The 16,332-nt window shown below is 72.6% G+C and carries 15 protein-coding genes; 8 read left to right on the top strand and 7 right to left on the bottom strand.

The window, feature by feature from the left end; translation table 11 throughout:
• Positions 1-392 precede the first annotated feature (392 nt).
• Both ADK60_RS32610 and ADK60_RS32605 read left to right on the top strand, forming a co-directional pair.
• Positions 393-1,256, top strand: coding sequence for a helix-turn-helix domain-containing protein (locus ADK60_RS32610; RefSeq protein ID WP_045937583.1), 864 nt, complete (start codon positions 393-395; stop codon positions 1,254-1,256).
• Positions 1,253-1,462 carry a DUF397 domain-containing protein gene (locus tag ADK60_RS32605; protein WP_053650576.1) on the top strand — a complete coding sequence of 70 codons (210 nt, stop codon included), beginning with the start codon at positions 1,253-1,255 and terminating at the stop codon, positions 1,460-1,462. The genes ADK60_RS32610 and ADK60_RS32605 overlap by 4 nt, the downstream gene beginning before the upstream one ends.
• Positions 1,463-1,601: 139 nt before the next feature.
• Here ADK60_RS32605 and ADK60_RS32600 read toward each other — a convergent pair whose 3' ends face one another.
• Entirely contained in the window at positions 1,602-2,717 is a 1,116-nt protein-coding gene (locus tag ADK60_RS32600; RefSeq protein ID WP_030393503.1) for an ADP-ribosylglycohydrolase family protein, read from the bottom strand.
• Positions 2,718-2,940: 223 nt separating this feature from the next.
• Positions 2,941-5,529, bottom strand: a complete 2,589-nt coding sequence (locus ADK60_RS32595; RefSeq protein ID WP_053650575.1) for a bifunctional FO biosynthesis protein CofGH — start codon at positions 5,527-5,529, stop codon at positions 2,941-2,943.
• Between the two features lie 188 nt (positions 5,530-5,717).
• On the opposite strand from ADK60_RS32595, the gene ADK60_RS32590 reads away from it, so the two are divergent.
• The 3 genes from ADK60_RS32590 to ADK60_RS32580 are packed head-to-tail and all read left to right on the top strand — an operon-like array spanning position 5,718 to position 8,915.
• Entirely contained in the window at positions 5,718-6,989 is a 1,272-nt protein-coding gene (locus tag ADK60_RS32590; RefSeq protein WP_045937586.1) for a LolA family protein, read from the top strand.
• Positions 6,989-8,029, top strand: a complete 1,041-nt coding sequence (locus tag ADK60_RS32585; RefSeq protein ID WP_079008877.1) for an ABC transporter ATP-binding protein — start codon at positions 6,989-6,991, stop codon at positions 8,027-8,029. The genes ADK60_RS32590 and ADK60_RS32585 overlap by 1 nt, the downstream gene beginning before the upstream one ends.
• Positions 8,016-8,915, top strand: a complete 900-nt coding sequence (locus tag ADK60_RS32580) for an ABC transporter permease (protein ID WP_045937588.1) — start codon at positions 8,016-8,018, stop codon at positions 8,913-8,915. The genes ADK60_RS32585 and ADK60_RS32580 overlap by 14 nt, the downstream gene beginning before the upstream one ends.
• Here the strand turns inward: ADK60_RS32580 and rarD are convergent.
• Entirely contained in the window at positions 8,905-9,936 is a 1,032-nt protein-coding gene (gene rarD, locus ADK60_RS32575) for an EamA family transporter RarD (protein WP_053650573.1), read from the bottom strand. The two genes, ADK60_RS32580 and rarD, sit on opposite strands and share 11 nt — an antisense overlap.
• Before the next feature lie 156 nt (positions 9,937-10,092).
• Complete coding sequence (locus ADK60_RS32570; RefSeq protein ID WP_053650572.1) at positions 10,093-10,941, bottom strand: SDR family oxidoreductase; 849 nt, start codon at positions 10,939-10,941, stop codon at positions 10,093-10,095.
• A 139-nt stretch (positions 10,942-11,080) separates the two neighbouring features.
• On the opposite strand from ADK60_RS32570, the gene ADK60_RS32565 reads away from it, so the two are divergent.
• Positions 11,081-11,482: a winged helix-turn-helix transcriptional regulator gene (locus ADK60_RS32565; protein ID WP_502687470.1), complete on the top strand. Its 402-nt coding sequence runs from the start codon at positions 11,081-11,083 to the stop codon at positions 11,480-11,482.
• Here the strand turns inward: ADK60_RS32565 and ADK60_RS32560 are convergent.
• On the bottom strand, positions 11,469-12,236 hold the full coding sequence (locus ADK60_RS32560) for a TetR/AcrR family transcriptional regulator (RefSeq protein ID WP_053650570.1): 768 nt from the start codon (positions 12,234-12,236) through the stop codon (positions 11,469-11,471). The two genes, ADK60_RS32565 and ADK60_RS32560, sit on opposite strands and share 14 nt — an antisense overlap.
• 52 nt (positions 12,237-12,288) lie before the next feature.
• On the opposite strand from ADK60_RS32560, the gene ADK60_RS32555 reads away from it, so the two are divergent.
• Positions 12,289-12,489, top strand: a complete 201-nt coding sequence (locus tag ADK60_RS32555) for a DUF6011 domain-containing protein (RefSeq protein ID WP_053650569.1) — start codon at positions 12,289-12,291, stop codon at positions 12,487-12,489.
• Between the two features lie 115 nt (positions 12,490-12,604).
• Positions 12,605-12,991 carry a VOC family protein gene (locus ADK60_RS32550; protein WP_053650568.1) on the top strand — a complete coding sequence of 129 codons (387 nt, stop codon included), beginning with the start codon at positions 12,605-12,607 and terminating at the stop codon, positions 12,989-12,991.
• An 80-nt stretch (positions 12,992-13,071) separates the two neighbouring features.
• Here ADK60_RS32550 and ADK60_RS32545 read toward each other — a convergent pair whose 3' ends face one another.
• Together ADK60_RS32545 and ADK60_RS32540 are read right to left on the bottom strand one after the other, a co-directional pair.
• Entirely contained in the window at positions 13,072-14,124 is a 1,053-nt protein-coding gene (locus tag ADK60_RS32545; RefSeq protein ID WP_053650567.1) for a 2-oxoacid:ferredoxin oxidoreductase subunit beta, read from the bottom strand.
• Positions 14,121-16,100, bottom strand: a complete 1,980-nt coding sequence (locus tag ADK60_RS32540; RefSeq protein ID WP_079008876.1) for a 2-oxoacid:acceptor oxidoreductase subunit alpha — start codon at positions 16,098-16,100, stop codon at positions 14,121-14,123. The genes ADK60_RS32545 and ADK60_RS32540 overlap by 4 nt, the downstream gene beginning before the upstream one ends.
• Positions 16,101-16,332: the final 232 nt, after the last annotated feature.

Here is a 16,332-nt window from a genome sequence, read left to right as displayed (position 1 = left end):
GAGAGGGGGGGGCCCCCCGCGAGGGACGCCCCGGGGCCCCCGCCCCTCCGCCGTCCCCCGAGTCGGTCCACCCCCCACCCGGACCCCCGGCCGCATACCGCCCCCGCACGTGCCACCAGCACCTGCGCGGCCCCGAGCCGCATCCGCACCACATCCGTCACGCCGTCGCCCCACCACCGGACCGGGCCGCGGGCGCCTCTACCACCCGGAGGCGTCCGCTGTCTCGCCGAAGCGCTTTTCCGATGATCTGTTCTACTGCGCTCCTGCGATTTCCCGGCGCCGACCTGATCCGGGGTGACATGCTGCACAACGTCAGGGGGTTGATCCAGATTTCCACCGTGTTCCGAGGACTTCCGTTCCAACGATCACCAGAGGTCCGACCGGAGGTCGACGTGTCCGCGAACATCAATCCCACGGTGCGTCGTCGACGCCTCGGCTCGGAGCTGCGCAAGCTCCGGGACGCGGCGGGGATGACCGCGGAGGAGGTCGCCGGCCGGCTGATGGTCTCCCAGTCGAAGATCAGCCGCCTGGAGAACGGCCGCCGCAGCATCAGTCAGCGCGACGTCCGCGACCTGTGCGACGTCTACAGCGTCGCCGACGAGGCGATGCGGGCCAGCCTGATGGAGATGGCCCGGGAGTCCCGGCAGCGCGGCTGGTGGCACGACTTCAACGACATGCCCACCCCGTACAGCGTCTACATCGGACTGGAGGCCGAGGCCTCGTCGATCCGCGCGTACGAGTCCTCCTTCGTGCCCGGGCTGCTGCAGACCGAGCAGTACGCCCAGGCCGTCGTCGAGGGCACCCAGCCGGACACCGACGCCCTCTCCGTCCAGCGCCGGGTGCAGGTCCGGATGAAGCGCCAGGACCGGGTCAACGGCGAGAACCCGCTGGGCAGTCTGTGGACGGTGATAGACGAGGCGGTGCTGCGCCGGGAGGTCGGCAGCAAGGAGGTGATGGCCCACCAGCTGAAGCACATGCTGGAGCTGAGCCAGCGCCCCAACATCACCATCCAGGTCATACCGTTCTCGCACGGTGCCCACCCCGGAATGACCGGGACATTCTCCCTGCTGGAGTTCCCGGAGTCAGCCGATTCGACGGTTGTCTACTTCGAAGGGGTGACGAGCGATCTCTACCTGGAGAAGGAGGCCGACGTGCGCCGCTATACCAGTCTCTACGACCACCTGCGGGCGGCCGCGCTCGGGGTGGCGGAGACCCGCTCACTGATAGCCGACATTGAAGAGGGATACCACCGATGAGCACCACCTTCGAGAACAGGACGAGCTGGCGCAAGAGCAGTCACAGCGGCGGCAACGGCGCGTGTGTGGAGATCAGGGTGCCGGCCGCCGACCGGGTGGCCGTCCGTGACTCCAAGGACCCGGAGGGACCGCAGCTGAGTTTCTCCCCCGAAGCCTGGAACGCGTTCGCGGCCGCCGCGGGTGCCGGAGCGTTCGACAGCCTCTGATCGACCTCGTGCCGGTTCCCGGCCCAGGTGCCCGTAGCGGTGGCCGTCGCCCTCCCCCGGGGCGGCGGCCACCGCTACGGGCATCTCGGCGTCCGGAGGCATGCCCCCGACAAACGCTGCCCGGCCCGACGGCGGAGGATCAGCCGAGCACCGGGTAGCGGGCCGCCCAGGCCGCGCCCTCCGCGGTGTCCCGGCTGTGCAGCTCGGGCCCGTGCATCAGCTCCAGCACGAAGTCGTCGGCCAGCTCCAGCAGCGCCCCGCGCCCCTCGAGACCCGCCACCAGGCCGGGCGGCAGCGCGGTGTCGCCGTGCAGCACCCCGAGCAGGTTGCCGCAGACCGCGCCGGTGGAGTCGCTGTCCCCCGAGTGGTTCACCGCCAGCAGCAGCCCGGACCGGACGTCGTGCGCGACCAGCGCGCAGTACACCCCGATCGCCAGCGCCTCCTCGGCGACCCAGCCCTCCCCCAGCGCCTCGACCCGCTCGGCGGACGGCTCCCCCGCCCGCACCGCGTCCAGCGCCGCGCGCAGCGCCGCCGTGGTCTCCTCGTGCGCCGGCCGCTCGGACAGCAGCGCGAGCGCCAGGTGCACGCCCTCCTCCAGGGTGCCGCCCCGGGCCACGGTCTGGACGATCACCGCCAGCGCTCCGGCCGAGAGGTATCCGGTGGGGTGGCCGTGGGTCAGTACCGAGCACTCCACCGCCAGCTGGAACACCAGCCCCGGCTCCCAGGTGGTCAGCAGCCCGAACGGCGCCGCCCGCATCACCGTGCCGCAGCCCTTGGAGTGCGGGTTCTTCGGCGCCTCCAGGGTGCCCAGCCGCTCGGCGTCCGGCCCGGAGAGGCCGGAGAGGCAGGCCTGGCCCGGCGCCCGCTGCGCGTACAGCCACTCCTCCCGGCCGAGCCAGCCGAGGTCGTCCCGGCGCTCGTCCGGCCCCCAGTCCCGCTGGGTGACGGCCCAGCGCAGATAGGCGCGGTGGACGTCGGTGGGCGGGTGCCAGCTGCCGGTGTCCCGGCGGATGTGGGCGCGTATCAGCCCGTCGAGGGTGAACAGCACCATCTGGGTGTCGTCGGTGACCGCGCCCAGCCGCCCGTACGCGGGGACGTACCCCGTGACGCCGAGCGGGCCGTGCGCGGCGCGGATCTTCTCCAAGGACTCGAACTCCACGCCCGCGCCGAGTGCGTCCCCGATCGCTCCGCCGAGCAGGCAACCCCGCACCCGGCTGCGGAAGTCCTGCTGCTGGGCGCGGGACCACAGTGGCATCACGGCAAGCGCCTTTCGTCCGGGAGCGGGAGGGACGCGCGACGCACGGCCGGTCGCGCGCCCTCGCACTTTATTCGAATGCCCGAACAGCCCGGCAGGGTTCCCGCTCCACCGGATCCCCACCGGATGTTCCACCACCCGCCGGACCGCCCGGGTTCCGCCGGGTCCGGGGCCGGGGCCGGTCGCCGCCCGCCGGGGCCCGGCGGGCGGCGACCGGACGGGCTCAGTCGGCCAGCGGCAGCAGGGCCGGCAGGTGTCCGTCCGAGGCCAGCGCGGCGGCCAGCCGCTCGGCCGGCACCTCGCCGTAGGTCGTGGTGCGCTGCCGGTGCGGCCGTCCGACCGCCTCGGCGATCGCCTGGAGGTCCCGGACCGACTTGTAACTGCCGTACGCCGAACCGGCCATCCGCGAGATGGTCTCCTCCATCAGGGTGCCACCGAGGTCGTTGGCACCCGAGCGGAGCATCTCCGCCGCGCCCTCGGCACCCAGCTTCACCCAGCTGGTCTGGATGTTGGGGATGTGCGGGTGCAGCAGCAGCCGGGCCATCGCGATCACCGCCCGGTTGTCCCGCGCGGTCGGTCCCGGCCGGGCGATGCCGGCCAGGTAGACCGGGGCGTTGGTGTGGATGAACGGCAGCGTCACGAACTCGGTGAAGCCCCCGGTGCGCTGCTGGATCTCCGCGAGCAGCCGCAGGTGGCCCACCCAGTGCGCGGGGGTGTCCACGTGCCCGTACATCATCGTGGAGGAGGAGCGGATGCCCAGCTCGTGCGCGGTGCTGACGACCTCCACCCAGGTCGCGGCCGGAAGCTTGCCCTTGGTGAGCACCCAGCGGACCTCGTCGTCCAGGATCTCGGCGGCCGTGCCCGGGATGGTGTCCAGGCCGGACTCCTTGGCCCGCTGCAGCCAGTCGCGGATCGACAGACCGGTCCTGGTCGCGCCGTTGACCACCTCCATCGGCGAGAAGGCGTGCACATGGATCCCCGGGACCCGCTCCTTCACCGCGCGAGCGATGTCGAAGTAGGCGGTGCCGGGCAGGTCCGGGTGGATGCCGCCCTGCATGCAGACCTCGGTGGCGCCGACCTCCCAGGCCTGCGCGGCCCGGTCGGCGACCTGCTCCAGCGAGAGGCTGTAGGCGTCGGCGTCGGTGCGGCGCTGGGCGAAGGCGCAGAACCGGCAGCCGGTGTAGCAGACGTTGGTGAAGTTGATGTTCCGGGTGACGCAGTAGGTGACCTCGTCGCCGACCGCGTCCCGGCGGACCGCGTCGGCGATCCGGCACAGCGCGTCCAGGGCCGGGCCGTCCGCCTGGAACAGCGCCAGCGCCTGCCCGTCGGTGAGCCGGGTCGGGTCGTCGGCCGCCACCGCCAGGGCGGCCCTGACCTCGTCGTCCAGCCGCTCCGGGGCCCCGGTCCGGCCGGGGGCGGCCGAGGCGGCCTGCTCCCGCAGCACCTCCCAGTCGCCGTAGACGTCCTCGAAGTCGGCCCGCCGGTCGCCGGTCCGGCCCTCGGAGTCGATGGTGCTGTGCAGATCGGTGCGGCCGTAGGACTCCGGCAGGTCCTCCGGCTCCTGCCAGGGGTGTCCGGTGACCACCGCGTCCGGGCGGGCCAGTCCGGTCTCCGGGTCGGCCAGCGCCCGGACGTGCGGCAGCACCCGCGGGTCCAGCCAGGGCTCGCCGTGCCGGACGTACTCGGGGTAGACGGCGAGCCGCTCGCGCAGCTCGAAGCCGGCCGCCGCCGAACGCTCGGCCAGCCTGTCGATCTGCGGCCAGGGGCGCTCCGGGTTGACGTGGTCGGGCGTCAGCGGGGAGACGCCGCCCCAGTCGTCGATACCGGCCTCGATCAGCCGCTCGTACTCGCCGTCCACCAGGTTCGGCGGGGCCTGCAGACAGGCGGAGGGGCCCATGATGTGCCGGGCCACCGCGACGGTGGCGACCAGCTCGTCCAGCTCCGCGTCCGGCATGCCGCGCATCGCGGTGTCCGGCTTGGCGCGGAAGTTCTGCAGGATCAGTTCCTGGATGCCGTGGTAGGCCCGGGAGACCCGGCGCAGCGCGAACAGCGACTCGGCGCGCTCCTCGTACGTCTCGCCGATGCCGATCAGCAGGCCGCTGGTGAACGGCACCGAGCTGCGGCCGGCGTCCTCCAGCACCCGGAGCCGGACGGCCGGCTCCTTGTCGGGCGAGCCGTGGTGCGGGCCGCCGGGCTCGCTCCACAGCCGGGTGGCGGTGGTCTCCAGCATCATCCCCATCGAGGCGGAGACCGGCTTGAGCCGCTGGAAGTCGGTCCAGCTCAGCACCCCGGGGTTGAGGTGCGGGAGCAGCCCGGTCTCCTCCAGGATGCGGATCGACATGGCGCGGACGTAGGCGACGGTGTCGTCGTAGCCGTGCGCGTCCAGCCACTCGCGGGCCTCGGGCCAGCGGTCCTCGGGCTTGTCGCCGAGGGTGATGAGCGCTTCCTTGCAACCGAGCGCGGCGCCTCTGCGGGCGACCTCCAGCACCTCGTCCGGGGACATGTACATCCCGTGGCCGGCCCGGCGGAGCTTGCCGGGGACGGTCACGAAGGTGCAGTAGTGGCACTTGTCCCGGCAGAGCCGGGTGAGCGGGATGAACACGCTCCTGGAGTAGGTGATGACGCCGGGGCGGCCGGCCGCTTCGAGGCCGGCGTCGCGGACCCGGGCGGCGGAGGCGCAGAGGTCGCGCAGGTCCTCGCCCCTGGCCCGGAGCAGTACCGCCGCCTCGGTCGCGTCCAGCGCGACACCGTCCCGGGCGCGGCGCAGGGCGCGGCGCATCGCGTTGGCGGTCGGAGTGTTGGATGCGTCCATGCCGCGACCCTACGCCAGTTCACGTACGTTCCTCGTACGTTCGGAGGAGACGACCCTGAGGGGGAATCAGGGTCGGCTGCGACGCGAGGTCGAGCCGGATCCAACCCTGCAGGGCGATGACGCGGGCGACGCGGGACCGTCTAATGGATACCCAGGGACAGTCGGTCACTGACGGAGGGGTTGGACGGATGACGGACGACAGGGCGACCGCGGGCAGCGGCCCGGCGGACGAGTGGCAGGACGGGGCTCCCTACCGGTCCCGCCGACGCACGCTGGTGCGCGTCGCGGTGCCGCTGGCGGTCACGGCCGCGATCGCCGCCGGGGTGGGGCTGGTACCGGCGCTGGCGGACTCCTCGCCGCCGGAGCTGCCCGCGCTGACGGCGGAGCAGGTGGTGGCGAAGGTGCTCGGCTCCCAGGCGGAGACGCTGACCGGCACGGTGTCGGTCGCGGCCGACCTCGGTGTGCCGAGCCAGCTGCTGGGTGCCGCGGCCGGCGGCCTCGCCGGCGGTGCCCCGGGCGGCGGTTCCGGGGGCAGGTCCTCGGGCGCCGCCCCGGAGGCGAAGCTGACCGGCCTGCTCGGTGGCGAGCACCGGCTGCGGGTCGCGGTGGACGGGCCCGACCGGCAGCGGATCGGCCTGCTGGAGCAGCTGGCCGGCTACGAGATGATCCGCAACGGCGACCAGGTGTGGACCTGGGACAGCAGCAGCAACGAGGCCGTGCACCTGACCGGGGCCCGGCCGGACGCCAAGGCGGACGGCCACCCGGGCAAGGGCCCGCTGACCGGGGTGCCGACCACCCCGCAGGAGGCGGCCCAGCAGTTCCTGGGCGCGAGCGCGGGCACCACCTCCGTCACCGTGGACGGCACCGTGAACGTGGCCGGGCAGAAGGCCTACCGGCTGAGCGTGAAGCCCACCGGCTCCGGTTCGACGATCGGCGAGGTCCGGATCGCGGTGGCCGCCGACAACGGCGTGCCGCTGTCGGTCGTGGTCAAGGGGACGGACGGCAGCACCGTGCTGGACGTCCACTTCACCGATGTCTCGTTCGCCGCGCCGTCCGCGAAGACCTTCGAGTTCACCGTGCCCAAGGGCGCCAAGGTGACGGAGCGCAAGGCCGATGCGACGCCGCGCGCCGAGGTGACCCCGGAGGAGGCCAAGGCCGCCGCCGAGGGTCTGAACGTGATCGGCGAGGGCTGGACGGCGGTGCTCTCCGCCAAGCTGCCCGGCGACGACGTGTTCGTCCCGGCCGAGGGCAAGGGCCCGCGTGGCAAGGGCGGCCACGGCCCGGGCGGCGGCGGCAAGCTGCAGAACCCGCTCGCCCTGGTCAAGTCGCTCGGCAAGCCGGTCGCCGGCGGTTCGCTGATCAGCACCAAGGTGCTGAACGTGCTCGTCACCGACGACGGCCGGGTGTTCGCGGGCGCGGTGACCCTGCCGGTGCTGCAGAGTGCGGCCGGGGTGAAGTAGTGGCCCAGGCTTCCGTAACGGGGGACGTTACGGAGCCGGCCGGGGGGCCGGGCGCGGCGACGCGCCCGGCCCCCCGTGCCGCTTCGACCTCCCACCGGTCCGACGACGTGATCAGCACCCGGGGCCTGACCAAGCGGTTCCGCGGCGGCCAGCTCGCCGTGGACGGACTGGACCTGAGCGTCCCCCGGGGCTCCGTCTTCGGCTTCCTCGGGCCGAACGGCTCCGGCAAGACCACCACGATCCGGATGCTGATGGGGCTCATCGCCCCGACCTCCGGGGTCGCCTCGGTGCTCGGCGAGCCGATGCCGCAGTCGGTGTCCTCGGTGCTGCCCCGGGTCGGCGCGCTGATCGAGGGGCCCGCGCTGTACGGCTTCCTCTCCGGCCGGGACAACCTGGCCCGGTTCGACGCCGCCGACCCGACCGCCGACCCGCGGACCCGGCAGCGGCGGGTCGCCGAGGCCCTGGACCGGGTGGGGCTGACCGCCGCGGCCGGCAAGAAGGCCCGCGCCTACTCGCTGGGCATGAAGCAGCGGCTCGGCCTGGCCTCGGCGCTGCTCCAGCCGCGCGAGCTGCTCGTCCTGGACGAGCCCACCAACGGCCTGGATCCGCAGGGCATGCGGGAGATCCGGGCCCTGGTCCGGGAGGTCGCGGCCGAGGGCACCACGGTCTTCCTCTCCTCGCACCTGCTGGACGAGATCGAGCAGGTCTGCACCCATGCCGCCGTGATGTCGCGCGGCCGGCTGCTGGTGCAGGGCACCGTCGCCGAGCTGGCCGCCCGGGCCCGGGGCCGGCTGGTGGTGCGGACGCCGGACACCCACCGGGCGGGCGAGGTGCTGCTCGCGCACAAGGTCACCGAGCTCCGGATCGCCGAGAACCGGGTGGACGGCGAGCTGGGCGCGCTCGCCGAGGACGCGCTGCCCGGGCTCTGCGTGGCGCTGGTCGCGGCGGAGGTCCGGGTCCACGGCTTCGGCGTGGAGCGGGGCACATTGGAGGACGCCTTCGTGGCGCTGACCGGGGAGGGCTTCGATGTCGCGGGCTGAGGCGGTGCCGGCCGAGGCGGTACCGGCGGTCGCGGCGGCGGCGCACGGACGGCGCCCGCAGACGGCGGCCGGGTTCCTGGCGCTGTTCCGCAGCGAGCTGGTGCTGACCTTCCGCCGACTGCGGACCATCGTGCTGCTGGGGATCCTGGCCCTGCTGCCGGTCCTGATCGGTGTGGTGGTCCGGATCGAGACGGACGGGCCGCGCGGGGGCGAGGGCCCGGCGTTCATCGCCCAGGTCACCCAGAACGGCCTGTTCCTGGTGTTCACGGCCCTCGCGGTGGCACTGCCGGTGTTCCTGCCGATGACGGTCGGTGTGGTCGCCGGGGACTCGGTGGCCGGCGAGGCGGCCACCGGCACCCTGCGCTACCTGCTGGTGGCGCCGGCCGGGCGGACCAGGCTGCTGGCCGCCAAGTTCACCGCCGGGCTGGTGTTCTGCCTGGCGGCGACGGTCACCGTCGCCACGGCGGCGGTGATCACCGGGGCGGCGCTGTTCCCGGTCGGCGACGTCACGCTGATCTCGGGCGAGACCATCGGCCTGGGGTCGGCGCTGCTGCGGGCGGTCCTGGTGGCCGCCGTGGTGGCCGCGTCACTGGCCGGGCTGGTCGCGATCGGGCTGTTCATCTCGACCCTCACCGGCAGCGGCATCGCGGCGATGGCGGCGACGGTCGGCCTGGTGATCACCGTGCAGATCCTGGACAGCTTCCCGCAGCTGCACGCGATCCAGCCGTTCCTCTTCACCCACCACTGGCTCACCTTCGGCGATCTGCTGCGGGCGCCGATGGAGTGGGACGGGGTGCTGAAGAACCTCGGGCTGCAGGCCGCCTATGTGGCGGTGTTCGGCTCGGCGTCCTGGTCGCGGTTCACCGCGCGGGACATCACGGCCTGACCGGCACGGCGTCGGCCGTCCCGGCCACCGCGGCGGCCCCGGTCGCTGCGGTGGCCCCGGTGGCAGCAGTGGCGGCGGTGGCGGCGGCGGCAGTGGCAGCGGCAGTCCGGGCCCGGTCGGCCCGGACCCGCCGCAGCGCGTCCCAGGTGAGCACCACGAGCGCGGCCCACACCAGGGCGAAGCCGGCCCAGCGCGCGGGCGGCATCGACTCGTGGAAGACCGCGATGCCGATCAGGAACTGGAACACCGGCGCCAGGTACTGGAGCAGCCCGAGCACGCTCAGCGGCACCCGGACGGCCGCCGTGCCGAAGAGCAGCAGCGGGACGGCGGTGATCACCCCGCTGAGCATCAGCAGTCCGGTGTGGCCCAAGCCGTACTCGCCGGCCACGGTGTGGCCGAAGGTGCCGCGGCCGGCGACCTCCAGGTACACCAGGTAGCCGAGGGCGAAGGGGAACATGAAGGCGCTCTCGGCGGCCAGGCTCTCCAGCCCGCTCAGCCCGACCTTCTTCTTCAGCAACCCGTAGGTGGCGAAGGAGAACGCCAGGGTCAGCGCGATCCACGGCGGCCGCCCGTAGCCGATGGCCAGCACCGCCACCGCGAGCGCGCCGATGCCGACCGCCACCCACTGGGCCCGGCGCAGCCGCTCCTTGAGCACCAGCACCCCGAAGGCGATGGTGACCAGCGGGTTGATGAAGTAGCCGAGGCTGGTCTCCACCACGTGCCCGGTGTTGACGCCCCAGATGTAGACGCCCCAGTTGATCGAGATCACCGTGGCGGCGGCGCCCAGCATGGCGAGCCGGCGGGGCTGCCGGAGCAGCGGGCGGATCCAGCCCCAGTGCCGCTGGGCGACCAGCAGCAGGACCACCGCGACCAGGGACCAGACCATCCGGTTGGCCAGGATGTCGTCGGCGGCCCCGGGCTCCAGCAGCGGCCAGAACAGGGGGAAGAGCCCCCATATGCCATAGGCGGCGAAGCCGCACCAGAGGCCGCGTCCGGCCTCCTGCTGGGTCGTGTCTGGCATGGACCGTCTGCCCTCCGCGCGCGCGAGTGTCGAGCCGACGGTAGCGGGCGCGGCCGCACCTGTCATCTCCGTATTCGGTTTTTGGTCATGACATGCCTCCGGCCCCACCGGCGACGGACCGTCGCCGGTGGGGCCGGGAGTGGCGGTGAGCCGGGGTCAGGCGCCCAGGACGGCCCGGACGGTCTCGGCCAGCGGCACGGTCGGGCGGCCGATCAGCCGGCCCAGGTCACCGGGAGCGGTGGCCAGCTCGCCGCGCGCGATACCGGCGTCCACGTCCACGAACACGTCGGCGTAGCCCTCCGGCATGCCCGCGCCGATCAGCACCTCCCGGTGCTCGGCCGGGGTGACGTCGCGGTGCTCGACCGGACGGCCCGAGGCCTGGGCCAGCTCGGCGGCCAGCTCGGACAGGCCCCAGGCGGCGTCGCCGCTCAGCTCGTGGACCTTGTTCTCGTGGCCCTCGCCGACCAGGACGGCGACCGCGGCGTCGGCGTAGTCGCGGCGGGGGGCGGTGGCCACCCGGCCGGCGCCGGCGCTGCCGACCACCACGCCGCGCTCGACCGTGCCGGCGGCGTCACCGAGGTAGTTCTCGGTGTACCAGCCGTTGCGCAGCAGGGCGTACGGCAGGCCGGAGCCGAGCAGCACCTCCTCGGTCGCCCGGTGCTCGTCGGCCAGCCCGAAGGTGGCCGTGCCCAGGATGCTGGTGTACGCGAGCAGCGCGACCCCGGCGGCCTTCGCCGCGTCGATCACCGCACCGTGCTGGGCCGCCCGGCGGCCGAACTCGTTCCCGGAGATGAGCAGCACCCGGTCGCCGGCCGCGAAGACCCCGGCGAGCGTCTCGGGGCGGTTGTAGTCCGCCTCGTGGACGCGCACGCCCTGCTTCGCCCACTCCTCGGCCTTGGCGGCGGAACGCACCACCACCGCGATCTCGTTCGCCGGAACGGCTGCCAGCAGCCCCTCCACGACCAGGCGGCCGAGCTGTCCGGTGGCTCCGGTGACGACGTACATGTCCCTGCTCCTCTTGGGTGTGGCGGTGACTTCGAAGCCGCGCTTCGAAACCGCGCTTCGAAACCGCGTTGGCTTCGGAACTCACCCTAGGGACGGCACTAACTTCTGGATAGTACGCACTTTGAAGTAGGGTACTGACATGGAGGTAATGACAGAGGGCTCGTCGCTGCTCGACCGCGCGCCCGACATCTACGACCGCATGTGTCCGTCCCGGGGCGTGCTGGAGCACGTCACCAGCCGCTGGGGGGTGCTGGTGCTGGTCGCCCTGCGGGAGCGCGGGTACCGCTTCAGCGAGCTGCGCCGCCGGGTGTCGGGCGTCAGCGAGAAGATGCTCGCGCAGACCCTGCAGACCCTGGAGCGGGACGGCTTCGTACTCCGCGAGGCGTACCCGGTGATCCCGCCCCGGGTCGACTACAGCCTCACCCCACTGGGCCTGGAGGCCGCCGAGTACGTGTCGGCGCTCGCCCACTGGGTGGAGGCCCGGATGTGCGCCGTCAGTGACGCGCGCGAGGAGTACGACGGACGGGCTACCCGCCCCTGACCAGCTCCGCCAGTCCGTCCAGCACCCGGGGCAGGCCGAAGGTGTAGGCGTGGTCGGGGTCGTACGCGGCGCCGTGCGCCTCACCGGCGGCGGCGCCCACCCGGGCCGCGACCGGATAGCGCTCCGGGTCGAGGACCCGGGTGAGCAACTCGGCGTTGGCCTCCCACCACTGGGCGTCGGTCATCGCGCTGTCCTGCTGCGCGGCGCGCCGGTCGGCGGCCATCCGGGCGCAGGTCTGGACGAAGCCGAGCACATGGGTGAGCGCCGCGTCCAGGTCGAGGTCGGACAGGCCTGCACCGTCGAAGGCACGGAGCTCGTACTCGTACTTGGCCATCAGACCAGGGCCCAGCGGCGGGCGGGCGGTGGCGACGACAGCGGTCCACGGGTGGGCGCGGTGGAGCGCGCGGTTGTCCTCGGCCACGGCCGCGACCCGGGCCCGCCAGCCGTCCCCGTCCGGCGCTGTGCGGGTCATGCCGGCGTAGGCGGTGTCCAGCATCAGGTCGACGAGTTCGGCCTTGCCGGGCACATAGGTGTACAGCGCCATCGGTGAGACGCCGAGCGCCTGGGCGACCCGCCGCATGGTTACGGCGTCCATCCCTTCGGCGTCCGCGATCGCGATCGCGGCGGCGGCGATCTCCGCCGGGGACTTCGCCTGCCGGGGTCCGCGCCGACCGGGCTTCTCCTCCGCCGACACGCCCCAGAGCAGCGCGAGCGTGCGCGCCGGGTCCCCGGCACTGCTGCGGTCACTGGCCATGGGCCGATCCTTTCACGCCGGACCCCCGGGGCCCGCCGGTACGGTCGGAGCCATGACCATCGCCGACCCCGACCCGCTGCCGGGCACCGACACCCGCGAGGTCGTCCGCCCCCGGGTCACCTGCCGCCGCTGCCACCGCCCGCTGCACGACCCGGAGTCGCGCATCCTGCGCCTCGGCCCCGAGTGCCGGGACCCGGCCGAGCGGGTCGTCCGGCACGAGGTCGAGCAGGACGCCCTGCCCGGGCTGGACTAGACCCCGACGCTTCGAACGCTGCCACGACCGTGACCGGGATCACTCTGGCCTCATTCTCCGTACTATGTATAGTGTACTGCGTACGGGATAACAGCGAACGAGAGGGCCACCGGGCATGCAGATCACTTCCTCCGCCGTTTCACTCACCGTCGAGGACGTCGAGGCGTCCGCTTCGTTCCTGCGGGAGCACTTCGGGTTCGCCGAGCAGATGGCGGCGGACGGGTTCGCGTCGCTCGGGCACGGGAGTGCCGGGGTGAACGTGGTCTTCCTGCGGCGCGGGACCGAGGTCCTGCCCGAGGAGTACCGCGACCAGGTCGCCTCCGGGCTGATCCTCGCCTTCGTGGTCGGCGACGTGGCCGCCGAGGAGGCCCGACTGCGGGCCGCCGGGGTGGGGATCACCATGCCGCTGCGCGAGGAGCCGTGGGGCGAGCGGCTGTTCCAGGTCACCGACCCGAACGGGGTCGTGGTCCAGCTGGTGGAGTGGGCGGAGCAGCAGCACTGACAGCACTGACAGCACCGTGAACGGCGGCGCCCCCGGCCGGGAATGGCCGGGGGCGCCGCCGTTCGTTCGTTCGGTCGGGGTCAGTCGACCGACCAGGTGTCACCGCCCGCGAGCAGCGCGGCCAGGTCGCCCTCGCCCCGGTCGGCGACGGCGGTGTCCAGCTGGTCGGCCATCAGTTCGTCGTACACCGGCCGTCGGACCTGGCGCAGCACCCCGATCGGGGTGTGGTGCAGGGTGTCCGCGTCGGCGATCCGGGAGAGCGCGAACGCCGCCGAGGGGCCGGCCGCGTGGGCGTCGTGGACCAGGACCGACGACTCGTTGTCGGCCGTGACCTCACCGACGGTCAGTTCGCCGTCGGCACCGCGGAAGACGCCCCGGGCCAGGTCCGCCCCGAACCGGATCGGCCGACCGTGCTCCAGCCGGATCAGCGCCTCGTCCCGGGTACCGGGCTCCTTGAGCACCTCGAAGGCGCCGTCGTTGAAGATGTTGCAGTTCTGGTAGATCTCGACCAGCGCCGTGCCCTCGTGCTCGGCCGCCGCCCGCAGCACCGACTGGAGGTGCTGGCGGTCGGAGTCGATGGTCCGGGCGACGAAGGTGGCCTCCGCACCGATGGCCAGCGAGAGCGGATTGAACGGCGCGTCCAGCGAACCCATCGGGGTGGACTTGGTGATCTTGCCGATCTCGCTCGTCGGCGAGTACTGCCCCTTGGTCAGGCCGTAGATACGGTTGTTGAACAGCAGGATCTTCAGATTCACATTCCGGCGCAGCGCATGGATCAGATGGTTGCCGCCGATCGACAGCGCGTCGCCGTCGCCGGTCACCACCCAGACGCTGAGGTCCCGCCGGGAGGAGGCCAGCCCGGTGGCGATCGCCGGGGCCCGGCCGTGGATCGAGTGCACTCCATAGGTGTTCATGTAGTACGGGAAACGGGATGAGCAGCCGATACCGGAGACGAAGACGGTGTTCTCCCGTCTGATCCCCAGCTCCGGCATGAAGGCCTGTACCGCGGCCAGGATCGCGTAGTCACCGCAGCCGGGGCACCAGCGGACCTCCTGGTCGGTCTTGAACTCCTTGGCGCTCTGCGGCGCCTCGGCCTTCGGTACCAGCTTCAAGGAGGGGAAGTTCTCGCTCATCGGTTGTCCTCCTCGTCCAGGTTGCCGATCGCCGCCCACAGCACATCCGCCAGCTGCGCCGCCTTGAAGGGCAGTCCGCGCACCTGGTTGTAGGACTGCGCGTCCACCAGGTACTTGGCGCGCAGCAGCAGCGCCAGCTGGCCGAGGTTCATCTCGGGGACGATGACCTTGTCGTAACTCCGCAGCACGGTGCCGAGGTTGGCCGGGAAGGGGTTGAGGTTGCGCAGGTGCGTCTGGGCGACCTCGCCGCCGTCCGCCCGGACCCGGCGGACCGCCGCGGTGATCGGGCCGTAGGTCGAACCCCATCCGAGCACCAGGACCCTGGCCTCGCCGGAGGGGTCGTCGACCTCCAGGTCCGGTACCTCGATGCCGTCCACCTTGGCCTGCCGGGTGCGGACCATGAAGTCGTGGTTGGCCGGGTCGTAGGAGATGTTGCCGGTGCCGTCCTGCTTCTCGATGCCGCCGATCCGGTGCTCCAGACCGGGCGTGCCGGGCACCGCCCACGGACGGGCGAGCGTCTGCGGATCGCGCAGGTACGGCCAGAAGGCGCCGTCCTCGCGGTTCGGCCCGGTGGCGAAGTCCGGCTCGATGGCGGGCAGTTCGTCCACCTCCGGGATCCGCCAGGGCTCCGACCCGTTGGCCAGGTAGCCGTCCGAGAGCAGGAAGACCGGGATGCGGTAGGTGACCGCGATCCGGGCCGCCTCCAGCGCCGCGTCGAAGCACTCGGCCGGGGTGGCCGGGGCCACGATCGGCACCGGGGCCTCGCCGTTGCGCCCGAACATCGCCTGCAGCAGGTCGGCCTGCTCGGTCTTGGTCGGCAGACCGGTGGACGGGCCGCCGCGCTGGATGTCCACCACCAGCAGCGGGAGTTCGAGCGAGACGGCGAGCCCGATCGTCTCGCTCTTCAGGGCCACGCCCGGGCCGGAGGTGGTGGTCACGCCGAGCGCGCCGCCGAAGGCCGCGCCCAGGGCCGCGCCGATGCCGGCGATCTCGTCCTCGGCCTGGAAGGTGCGCACGCCGAAGTTCTTGTGCCGGCTCAGCTCGTGCAGGATGTCCGAGGCCGGGGTGATCGGGTAGGAGCCCAGGTAGAGCGGCAGCCCCGAACGGCGGGAGGCGGCGATCAGGCCGTAGGACAGCGCCAGATTGCCGGAGATGTTGCGATAGCGGCCCGGCGGCAGCTTGGCCGGCGGCACCTCGTAGGAGACCGCGAAGGTCTCGGTGGTCTCGCCGAAGTTCCAGCCCGCCCGGAAGGCGCTGATGTTGGCCTCGGCGATCAGCGGCTTCTTGGCGAACTTGGTGCGCAGGAACGCCTCGGTGCCGTGGGTCGGGCGGTGGTACATCCAGGAGAGCAGGCCCAGCGCGAACATGTTCTTCGCGCGCTCGGCGTCCTTGCGGGCGAGGCCGCTCTCCTTGAGGGCCTCCAGGGTCAGCGTGGTGAGCGGCACCTTGTGCAGGTGGTAGCCCTCCAGCGAACCGTCCCCCAGCGGGTCCGCGCCGTAGCCGACCTTGGCGAGCGCGCGCTTGGTGAACTCGTCGGTGTTGACGATGATCGACGCGCCGCGCGGCAGGTCGGGCAGGTTGGCCTTGAGGGCCGCGGGGTTCATCGCCACCAGGACGTTGGGCGCGTCCCCCGGGGTCAGGATGTCGTGGTCGGCGAAGTGGAGTTGGAAGGACGAGACACCCGGCAGCGTTCCGGCGGGAGCGCGGATCTCGGCCGGGAAGTTGGGCAGGGTGGAGAGGTCGTTGCCGAAGGACGCCGTCTCCGAGGTGAAGCGGTCACCGGTGAGCTGCATGCCGTCGCCGGAGTCGCCGGCGAATCTGATGATCACCCGGTCCAGCCTGCGGATCGGCTTGGCGCCACGGTGTTGCGGACCGACCGGCACGGCAGGGCCGGAGCGGCCCCCGCCGGGCCCGGACCCGCCCTCGTCGCCGTCCGAGCCGTCCACTGCTTCTGACTGATCGACCTGACTGGTCACTGCCGCGGACCTCCTCGTGGGCACCAGCCGCGGGCGTGAGCCGTGTGCCCCGTCCGCCTGGTGCACCTCTCGCATCCTATGCGGGTAAGGATTGCCTTGGACGGAACTCCCCGATGCGGCGGAAAATCACCGCCGCACCCATAAACAACGCCGTGGACGACCGGAACCGTACCCGGACGGGGAAGGTTGGTTCGAATACGAATGCAGACTGCGGGCAGCCCGTCGGCGAGCC

The organism is Streptomyces sp. XY431, from assembly GCF_001279805.1.
Taxonomy (GTDB): Bacteria; Actinomycetota; Actinomycetes; order Streptomycetales; family Streptomycetaceae; genus Kitasatospora; species Kitasatospora purpeofusca.
This window is presented reverse-complemented; position numbering and strand designations above follow the sequence as displayed.

Bases quoted from the DNA above. Each gene is read 5' to 3' on its own strand.
- ADK60_RS32570 (WP_053650572.1), bottom strand. From the start codon at position 10,941: ATGTACGTCGTCACCGGAGCCACCGGACAGCTCGGCCGCCTGGTCGTG.
- ADK60_RS32555 (WP_053650569.1), top strand. From the start codon at position 12,289: ATGACCATCGCCGACCCCGACCCGCTGCCGGGCACCGACACCCGCGAG.
- ADK60_RS32600 (WP_030393503.1), bottom strand. From the start codon at position 2,717: ATGCCACTGTGGTCCCGCGCCCAGCAGCAGGACTTCCGCAGCCGGGTG.
- rarD (WP_053650573.1), bottom strand. From the start codon at position 9,936: ATGCCAGACACGACCCAGCAGGAGGCCGGACGCGGCCTCTGGTGCGGC.
- ADK60_RS32590 (WP_045937586.1), top strand. From the start codon at position 5,718: ATGACGGACGACAGGGCGACCGCGGGCAGCGGCCCGGCGGACGAGTGG.
- ADK60_RS32595 (WP_053650575.1), bottom strand. From the start codon at position 5,529: ATGGACGCATCCAACACTCCGACCGCCAACGCGATGCGCCGCGCCCTG.
- ADK60_RS32605 (WP_053650576.1), top strand. From the start codon at position 1,253: ATGAGCACCACCTTCGAGAACAGGACGAGCTGGCGCAAGAGCAGTCAC.
- ADK60_RS32560 (WP_053650570.1), bottom strand. From the start codon at position 12,236: ATGGCCAGTGACCGCAGCAGTGCCGGGGACCCGGCGCGCACGCTCGCG.
- ADK60_RS32580 (WP_045937588.1), top strand. From the start codon at position 8,016: ATGTCGCGGGCTGAGGCGGTGCCGGCCGAGGCGGTACCGGCGGTCGCG.
- ADK60_RS32545 (WP_053650567.1), bottom strand. From the start codon at position 14,124: ATGAGCGAGAACTTCCCCTCCTTGAAGCTGGTACCGAAGGCCGAGGCG.
- ADK60_RS32550 (WP_053650568.1), top strand. From the start codon at position 12,605: ATGCAGATCACTTCCTCCGCCGTTTCACTCACCGTCGAGGACGTCGAG.
- ADK60_RS32565 (WP_502687470.1), top strand. From the start codon at position 11,081: ATGGAGGTAATGACAGAGGGCTCGTCGCTGCTCGACCGCGCGCCCGAC.